Source organism: Paracoccus sp. SSK6 (assembly GCF_039770665.1).
GTDB lineage: Bacteria > Pseudomonadota > Alphaproteobacteria > Rhodobacterales > Rhodobacteraceae > Paracoccus.
On sequence record NZ_JBDPNJ010000053.1, the window covers coordinates 1 to 7589 of the forward strand.

Here is a 7589-nt window from a genome sequence, read left to right on the forward strand (position 1 = left end):
ATGATGGCGCGGATGGCCGCCTCGATTGCGACCTGGTCGTTGGCGTATTCGAAACTGGTCCCGTCGGGCCAGAGCAGCCGGTAGTAGGGCGCGACCGGGATCAGCGTCACGTCGTCCTCGATCCGGCGGCCCGACAGCGCCCACAACTCGGCCAGGGTTGCGGGGTCGGTGATGACGGTGGGACCGGCATCGAAGACATGGCCGTGGTCATGCCAGACATAGGCGCGCCCGCCGGGGCGGTCGCGCGCCTCGACCAGCACGGTCCTCAGCCCCGCCGATTGCAGGCGGATGGCCAGGGCGAGGCCGCCGAGTCCTGCGCCGATCACCAGCGCGTCGCAGCGGTCGGGCAGGGCTTCGGTCATGGGGCGGGTTCCTTGGGCAGGGCGGCCAGCAGCGGGGCTTCGCGCAGGCAGGGCAAGGCAGCGCGGATCGGGATCGGCGGCTTGCCGATCAGGATGCGCGCCCGGTCGGCGGCGATCAGGCGGCCGGCATAGAAGCGTTCGATCAGCGGCTCCGGCAGGCGGTAGAATCGCTCTAGCACCGCGCGGCGCCCTTCGGGACGCGCGCCCCGGAACAGCATCCGCGACAGAAGGCGCGGGAATCCTTGCCTTCGGGCGGTGTCCAGCGCGAAATCGCGCACCGCCGCGAAGGCGGCGGCGGTCGTGGGCGGAGCGGCCGCGATCCGGTCCGCGACCTGCGCCGCCAGCGGCAGCGAATAGCCTGTCACCGGATGAAACAGCCCGGCCCGCATGCCCACGGGCACCGCGCCGCCCTGCGCCTGCCGCCAGAAGCCCGCGGCGTCGAACGCAAGCGCGATCGGCAGCACGCCGCGTTCGCGCCGGATCTCGGTTCCCCGCCAGCCTTGCGCGGCGGCATAGGCTATGATGGCTGCGGCCAGGTCGCCCTCGGTCAGGGCGGAGCCGTCGGTATAGTGGGTGTCCTCGACCAGGATGCGCCGGTCGCTGAACGGCAATGTATAGACAAAGCGATAGCCGTCGTGCTGCGAGACGGTCGCGTCCATGATGATCGGAACGTCGCGGCCGTGCGGGGCGTCGGTCTCGATCTCGATGCCCACGAACTTCTGCCAGCCGAGGACCAGATGCGCGGCCGGGATACGGCCGGTGCCGTCGATGACGCAGGGTCCGCGCAGGGTGGTGCCGTCCGCCAGGGTGACCTTATCGGCCCCGATCCCTGCAGCGCGGGCGTGCAGGCGCGAAAGCCCCGGCAGGCGGTCCAGCGCCGCGCCGAGCGAGGCATCGGTCAGGCTGGCGTAACCCGTGCGCAGCGCGCGGGTGAAGCCGGGAAAGCGCACTTCCTGCCCCGGCCAGCGGTGCGCCACAGCGGAGGCGATCCAGCGGTGTTGGCGGGGGTCGAGGTCGGTGTCGTGAAAGGACCAGGTGTGCCCGCCGGACACGGCCCCCGTGCCGTCGTCGATCATCAGCATTCGCCGGTCCGAGTCTTGCGCGGCCACGGCCAGCGCGATCAGCCCGTTGGCCAGCCCGCCGCCGACGAGGATCAGATCGGCGCTCACCAACCCCGCTCCAGCGCCGCCTCGATCAGGTCGGCGGCGCGCGCCGCGCCGCCCGCCTGGGCGATCTCGGCCTGCACCGGCGACAGGGCAGCGCGGAAACGGTTGTCGGCCAAGACCTCGCGCAGCGCAGCGGCCAAGACGGCAGGGGTGGCGCGGGATGCAGAGAGAATGCGCGCCGCGCCGAGGCGGCGCAGGCGCGCGGCGACGCCATGCTGGTCATTGCCCAAAGGCAGAATGACCAGCGGTTTCCCAAAGGTCGCGGCGTCCAGAACCGTGTTCACCCCCCCATGACAGAGGACCGCCGCCGCTCCCCGGATCGTCGGGCGCTGATCGAAGAAGGCGCGCACGTCGATGCGCCCGGGCGCGAGGTCAGCCAGGGCTTGGGCTTTCTCCTCGGACAATCCCCCACAGTGGGCCAGTGCGAGCGAGATGTCCGCCGCGTCCGCCCCCTGGATGATGCGCTCCAGCAGCGCCTGTCGCCCCCCTGCGATGGTCCCGAGCGAAGCGAAGACGTAAGGCTTGCCTCCGAACAGCGGGGCCGTTGCGGCCGTATCCGGCCGGCGCAGCGGGCCGGTGGCGATGCCGGGCGGTCTGGCGCGGGGAAAGTCGAGGCTGGCGGGGCATTGCACGATGGAACCCTCGGGCGCGATCCAGTCCGACAGCCGGTCGCGCCGGGCCAAACCCCAGTGTTCGCATCCCCGTGCCAAGACCCGACGCTGCGCCGCCATCAGCCAATCGGCCACCCGCCAGGCGCCCTGAGCCTGCCGCAGGCCGCGCGCGCCCGGCTGCCAGTCCCAGCCCACGAAGGGCGGCGGCACCCCGGGATCGCGGCGCATCGGGACCGCGGCGGCCAGCGTCACCCGCGGGATGCCCGCTGCCTCGGCCGCAAGGCTGCCGCCCGGCTCCATCTCGTCCACCACCGCCAGATCGACGCCCGCCCCGCGCAGCAGAGCGGGGCCAGTCAGGGCATGGGCCTGCGTCGCATGGGCGGTATCGCGCAGCAGCCGCGCGAACCCGGCCGGGCCGCGCCCCACCCGCTCCGCTGCCGCCGGGCCGTCAAGGCACAGGAACCCGGCGCTTTCGCGGCGGGCATGGCGTTCCAATCCGGGCACGCCAATAAAGCTGATGCGGTGGCCGCGCTCAGCCAGCCGTGCCCCCAGCGCACCATGGACGGCGGCGTGGCTGTAATAGGCAGGCATCATGAAGGCGATATGGGCCATGGATCTGTCCATGATAGTGCTGCGATGCTGCTGTGCAAGAGGGACGGGCTCCGCTCTTCCCCGACCTCTGGCCGAGGCGGCGCTGTATGGGATGCTGATCGCGCTGATCTTCACGCTGTGGCCCTTGGCGCGGGCGGCGGGGACGCCCGCGGCGATCCTGTTCCGGGCCGATGTGGCCGGGGGGCGGCGGCTGCCCGGATGGCGCGCGCTCGGCGCGACCGCGCTGGCGGTGCTGGCGCTCGTGGCCGCCGCCACGGCGTTTTCCGGCAATGCGCGGCTGGCCCTCTGGACCCTGGGCGGGCTGGCCGCCCTCCTTGCCCGCCTGCTGATGCCGCGGGCAGTCGGCCGGCCCTGCACCCTGCGCTGGCTGCGGTGCGCACGCGCCGGGACGAGGCCGCGGCGGTGGTCGTGTCGCTGGGCCTCGGCCTTGCCGTGCTGGCGGCGGTAGGGCAGATCGACGCCACCCTGCGCCGCGCCATCGCGGGCGAACTGCCGCAGGTGGCGCCCCCGTTTTTCTTCGTGGACATCCAGCCCGACCAGATCGGGGGGCTTTCTCGACCGGATGCGCCGCGACCCCGCCGTCACCCGCGTCGAGGCCGCGCCCATGCTCCGCAGCGTCATCACCCGGATCAACGGTCGACCGGCGGCCGAGGTGGCGGGCGACCACTGGGCGATCCGGGGCGACCGGAGCGTGACCTATTCCGACGGCTCCCCGCCGCGCACCACGATCACCCAAGGCGCGTGGTGGCCCCCTGATTACGACGGGCCGCCGCTGGTCAGCTTCTCTGCTGACGAAGGGGCGGAACAGGGGCTGAAGCTGGTCGACACCCTTGCCGTCAGCATTCTGGGGCGCGAGATCACCGGCACCATCGCCTCGTTCCGGCAGGTCGATTTCAGGAACGCGGGCATCGGATTCGTGCTGTCGATGAACCCTGCCGCGCTGAAGGGCGCCCCTCACACCTGGATCGCCACCGTCTATGCCGAACCTGCGGCCGAGGCCGCGATCCTGCGCGACCTGGCCCAAGCCTGGCCCAATGTGACCGGCATTCGGGTGGGCGACGTGATCGCGAGCGTGGGCCGGCTTCTGGACGGCATCGCGGCGGCGCGGGAATGACGCTTCTGACTGGCTTCGCGGTGCTGATCGGCACCGCGCTTGCCGGTGCGCGCGGCCGCAGGCACGAGGCCGCGATGCTTGCCGCGCTGGGGGCAGGGCGGGGCGTGGTCCTGGCAAGCTTTGCCCTGCGCGCGGGGCTGCTGGGGCTGATGGTCGGCGCCGTCGCCGCGCTGGCGGGTATCGGCGGGGCCTGGGCGGTCGCGCGCTTCTTGCTCGGCCTCGGCTACAAGGTGGACTGGATGGGCCTACTGGCCGTCGTGACGGGCGGACTGGCGGCAGCACTGGCAGCCGAATTAGGTTTTGCCCTGCGCGCGGCCCGCGCCCGGCCCGCCACCCTGCTGCGGGCGTCCGAATGAGACGGCGCGCCTGCAGGAAGCGAAGACCGAGGCCGCAGTCCCTACGGGCACCCCCGTTCCCGGCACCCGACGAAAGCCGGACGCCTTGCACCGGCCCCGTCCAAGGGTCATTCGGGGACGTTCCTACCCCTCTCAAGGCATGTCCGGCCCTGACGTTCATCCTGGGTGCGCTGCTGGTCAACGGGACGGTCGCGCTGTGGCTGTGGACGCTGGGGCGAAACGTGCTGCCCACCGAAGCACCGTTGCAATGGTTGAGCTTCTGCACCGGGCCCGAGGGCAACTCTCAGCACCTGGCCGACATCTATTCCTTCGCCCACGCTGTGAGCGGCGCCGGGCTGTATGTCTTTCTGCAGGGAGTCTGGTTCTTCCGACCGCTCTGGCAGCGGCTGCTCGCGGCCATCGCCAGCAGCGGCATGTGGGAGGTGGTTGAAAATACCCCTTGGGTGATTGCGCTTTTCAATGGCGCGCCGGGACCGGGCACCTGCCGGGGCGACAGCATCGTGAATGCGCTCAGCGACACGGCCTTCGTCACCCTGGGTTTTCTGGTGGCAAGACACATGCCGCTGTGGGCCATCGCAGTCTTTTCCGCATTCGTGGGCGGCCTGTTTGTCCCAATCCCGAGGTAGGCTTTGGCCATGGTCCCCCGGCTTTCGCTGCCGTTTGTCCGCCCCACCGGGACGAAGCCATGGCGCCGGGGCTCCCCTGTCATCGGTGCCACCGGTTCGTCAAGGATGCCGATGAGCCTGCTGCGCGCCAGCGACGCTGACATCGGGCGCTCGTCATCTGAATCGACAGAAGCAGCCGCCGCTCGCAGACAGCTGGCCGGACCGCAGCGATCCGTGCGACAGGGCGTTATCTTTTCTCAACAGGTCGTGGCAGATTGGAACGATGTCGTATTTTACCGGTGCAGGTTCATCTTGAGGGCGAAAGGCGCCCGGAACGCCCGCTTCGAGGAGCGCCGGTTGGCGTTGCTGGACCGGTTGAAGACGCGCCTGACGCAACGCGGCGCAATGCAGCCGACCCTGCGGGAGCTGGCCGCTGCCGCAGGATGCAGCGTCTCGACCTTGGCGCATTACTTCGGCAGGCGCGATGACATCGTCCGCGCCGTCTTTGCCGACGCGCGCCGCCGGTCCGAGGTGCAGCTTGCGCCGACCCGGAGGCCAGCCCCCGGCTTCGCGGAGTCTGTGCACGAGGTGGCGGCGCTATCTTGGCAGACATTGACGCGCCAGGGCGTCGCCGGAAGCCTGGCGATGGGCATGGTCGAGGGGATGGGCGACGACCTGCTCGGCCCCTGCTTCATCGACATGATGTTCGAACCTTTCATCATCGCCCTGACCGAACGCCTGGACGCCCATGTCGCGCGCGGCGAGATGCGGCCGGTGGATACGCGCATGGCCGCACTCGCGCTCGCCTCGCCACTGCTTATGGGGGCGCTGCATCAGGGCGAACTGGGCGGGGCAAGGCTTTATCCTCTCAATGGCGATGCCTTCCTCGCGCAGGTGGCCGATGGTTTCATCCGCGCATATCGGGCGGGCTGAACCGCAGCGGCATGCCCCGAGCGCAAGGCAGCCGACCGGGACCGCTCAGGCCCGCAGCGACGCGCTGACCGGCAGCACCCGCGCGATGTGATCGGCGAGGGGGCGCGTCTCGAAGGGGCAACCGGCCAAGATTACGTCGAATTCGGAGCGCAGGGTGTCATAATGCGCCGCCGCCCGAAGCAGGCTGCGCACCGCCAGCATGCCTCGGGCGGGTCCGGGTGCGGTCGTGTCCCGGCCGGTGTCCTTGCCCAGGTGCCCCGCTTCCGCCTGCACGTCCAGAAGGTCGTCATAGCATTGGAACGCCCGGCCGAGCGCACGTCCCGCCTTGACGAGTGCCTGTGTCTCCGTCGGGTCGAGGCGCTGCACACAGCCCAGCATCTCGAATCCCGCCGCGAAAAGCGAGCCGGTCTTCAGATCCTGCTCGCGCTCGACACCGGTTGCCGTCTTTTCTTCGTGCAGATCGAAGTCCTGCCCGGCGCAGAGGCCGCAAGGACCAAGCGCCGTCGCCAGGATGCCGGTCAACCGAACCCGCGTCCCTGCGTCGGTATCGCGGGCCTCGCTTGCCAGGCGCAGCGATTCGGTCACCAGGGCGATACCTGCTAGGATCGCCCGGCTCTGCCCGAAAGCAACATGCGTGGTCGCGCGCCCGCGACGTATGCGGGCATCATCCATGCAGGGAAGATCATCGAAGATCAGGGAGGCGGTATGCGCAAGCTCGATCGCGCAGGCAACGTCGATCAGCGCCGTTCCAACACCGCCCGTCGCCTCCCCCGCCATCAGAAGAAGAATGCCCCGAAAACGCTTGCCGGGTGCCAACGTCGCATCGCCCATCGCCTGGCCCAGACCAGATGACGTCTTGCCAAAGCCTGACGCTATCTCAGCCAGCCTGAGATCGATGAGCTGGCGCCGAGAGCTGGCTTCGGGTGCATAGCGCCCGCATTCCTGATCCATCCGAAAGCCCCACTTATCCTGACGCAATTGTAACAGAATATGACGCCTCATGTGGAGAACGAAAAGCGCCGACTTTCGGCAGGCGGCGACTGGCCAAGCCAACGCCGCTTGAGCCGGGAACGGCGCAAAAGCGCGCGCCTTGCTGTTAGAGCAATACGCAACGCACCCGAACCGCTGCAGCCCCTTTTGGAAACAGAAGGCGAAGGATCATGCTTCCAGCAAGCTGAGGTTAAGATAAGTTGGTGCAAAAGGAAGAGAAAATCGTCTGCTGCACGAAACGCTCGACCTGTGCCGATGTTGAGAGTCCGGAGATCAGGCAAAAGGGTGGACCATGGACGACGAACGGGTTTGGCGGTTCGAGGAAAGCCTCTGGTATGCAACCGACGAGCGCTATCACGAACGGGTCGATCCCGACTGCGTGATGGCGCTGAGCCTCGGACCTTACATCTTTGCGGGCGAGGCTGCGGTCGAGTCGGTCAGCGGCACGCCGCCTTGGGATGAGGTGTCGTTTGCCGATCGCCAAGTGCGCCGGCCTCAGGAAGGGCTGATCGTCGTTGGCTATCGCATTGCGGCGCGGCGTGGCCAGACGCAATTTTCCGCCGCCTGCACCTCGGTCTACCGCCGCCGCACCCACGAGGACTGGACTGTGATCCAGCACGCCCAGATCGCACTGAATTCAAACAATAGAGAGAGTTGATGGCTGACGACAAGCAGATCGAAGCGCGCTTCTGGAAAACGCTCAAATCCGACAGAGTCCTCATGCTGGGGGTGGACGGCGTCGAGGACGGCTTTGCCCGCCCCATGGCGGTCCAGATCGACGAGGAGTGCAGCCCTTTGTGGTTCTTAACGTCGACCGATAACCAAATCGTCGATGCCGTC

The 7589-nt window shown here is 69.0% G+C and carries 11 protein-coding genes; 7 read left to right on the forward strand and 4 right to left on the reverse strand.

All coding sequences use genetic code 11. The annotated features are described in order from the left end of the window. The 3 genes from AAIL68_RS16840 to AAIL68_RS16850 all read right to left on the reverse strand — a co-directional run. Nucleotides 1-362, reverse strand: a 362-nt coding sequence (locus tag AAIL68_RS16840; protein ID WP_347140913.1) for an FAD-dependent oxidoreductase, incomplete at its 3' end; no start/stop codon positions are given. Further along, nucleotides 359-1531: a lycopene beta-cyclase CrtY gene (crtY, locus tag AAIL68_RS16845; RefSeq protein WP_347140914.1), complete on the reverse strand. Its 1173-nt coding sequence runs from the start codon at nt 1529-1531 to the stop codon at nt 359-361. The genes crtY and AAIL68_RS16840, both read right to left, overlap by 4 nt. Continuing rightward, nucleotides 1528-2763, reverse strand: coding sequence for a glycosyltransferase (locus AAIL68_RS16850; RefSeq protein WP_347140916.1), 1236 nt, complete (start codon nt 2761-2763; stop codon nt 1528-1530). Before AAIL68_RS16850 ends, crtY begins: the two co-directional genes overlap by 4 nt. Between AAIL68_RS16850 and AAIL68_RS16855 the strand changes: the two genes are divergently transcribed. The 5 genes from AAIL68_RS16855 to AAIL68_RS16875 all read left to right on the forward strand — a co-directional run bounded on the left by AAIL68_RS16855 (nt 2762) and on the right by AAIL68_RS16875 (nt 5759). Then, nucleotides 2762-3199 (forward strand): hypothetical protein, encoded by a 438-nt coding sequence (locus AAIL68_RS16855; protein WP_347140917.1) that lies wholly within the window; start codon nt 2762-2764, stop codon nt 3197-3199. The two genes, AAIL68_RS16850 and AAIL68_RS16855, sit on opposite strands and share 2 nt — an antisense overlap. Before the next feature lie 114 nt (nt 3200-3313). Continuing rightward, a complete protein-coding gene (locus tag AAIL68_RS16860; protein ID WP_347140918.1) occupies nt 3314-3865 on the forward strand; it encodes a hypothetical protein in 552 nt (183 codons plus the stop codon). Further along, the gene (locus AAIL68_RS16865; protein WP_347140920.1) at nt 3862-4221 is read left to right on the forward strand and encodes an FtsX-like permease family protein; all 360 of its coding nucleotides are present in this window, start codon (nt 3862-3864) and stop codon (nt 4219-4221) included. The genes AAIL68_RS16860 and AAIL68_RS16865 overlap by 4 nt, the downstream gene beginning before the upstream one ends. After that, nucleotides 4218-4847, forward strand: a complete 630-nt coding sequence (locus AAIL68_RS16870; protein ID WP_347140921.1) for a DUF2585 family protein — start codon at nt 4218-4220, stop codon at nt 4845-4847. The genes AAIL68_RS16865 and AAIL68_RS16870 overlap by 4 nt, the downstream gene beginning before the upstream one ends. 111 nt (nt 4848-4958) lie before the next feature. After that, entirely contained in the window at nt 4959-5759 is an 801-nt protein-coding gene (locus AAIL68_RS16875; protein ID WP_347140922.1) for a TetR/AcrR family transcriptional regulator, read from the forward strand. A gap of 45 nt (nt 5760-5804) precedes the next feature. On the opposite strand, the gene AAIL68_RS16880 is transcribed toward AAIL68_RS16875, so the two are convergent. After that, nucleotides 5805-6761 (reverse strand): polyprenyl synthetase family protein, encoded by a 957-nt coding sequence (locus tag AAIL68_RS16880; RefSeq protein ID WP_347140924.1) that lies wholly within the window; start codon nt 6759-6761, stop codon nt 5805-5807. Between the two features lie 280 nt (nt 6762-7041). Between AAIL68_RS16880 and AAIL68_RS16885 the strand changes: the two genes are divergently transcribed. Beyond that, entirely contained in the window at nt 7042-7407 is a 366-nt protein-coding gene (locus AAIL68_RS16885; RefSeq protein ID WP_347140925.1) for a hypothetical protein, read from the forward strand. After that, nucleotides 7407-7589, forward strand: a 183-nt coding sequence (locus AAIL68_RS16890) for a hypothetical protein (protein WP_347140926.1), incomplete at its 3' end; no start/stop codon positions are given. The genes AAIL68_RS16885 and AAIL68_RS16890, both read left to right, overlap by 1 nt.

Bases quoted from the DNA above. Each gene is read 5' to 3' on its own strand.
- AAIL68_RS16855 (WP_347140917.1), top strand. From the start codon at position 2,762: ATGATAGTGCTGCGATGCTGCTGTGCAAGAGGGACGGGCTCCGCTCTT.
- AAIL68_RS16850 (WP_347140916.1), bottom strand. From the start codon at position 2,763: ATGGACAGATCCATGGCCCATATCGCCTTCATGATGCCTGCCTATTAC.
- AAIL68_RS16860 (WP_347140918.1), top strand. From the start codon at position 3,314: ATGCGCCGCGACCCCGCCGTCACCCGCGTCGAGGCCGCGCCCATGCTC.
- AAIL68_RS16865 (WP_347140920.1), top strand. From the start codon at position 3,862: ATGACGCTTCTGACTGGCTTCGCGGTGCTGATCGGCACCGCGCTTGCC.
- AAIL68_RS16870 (WP_347140921.1), top strand. From the start codon at position 4,218: ATGAGACGGCGCGCCTGCAGGAAGCGAAGACCGAGGCCGCAGTCCCTA.
- AAIL68_RS16875 (WP_347140922.1), top strand. From the start codon at position 4,959: ATGAGCCTGCTGCGCGCCAGCGACGCTGACATCGGGCGCTCGTCATCT.
- AAIL68_RS16880 (WP_347140924.1), bottom strand. From the start codon at position 6,761: ATGAGGCGTCATATTCTGTTACAATTGCGTCAGGATAAGTGGGGCTTT.
- AAIL68_RS16885 (WP_347140925.1), top strand. From the start codon at position 7,042: ATGGACGACGAACGGGTTTGGCGGTTCGAGGAAAGCCTCTGGTATGCA.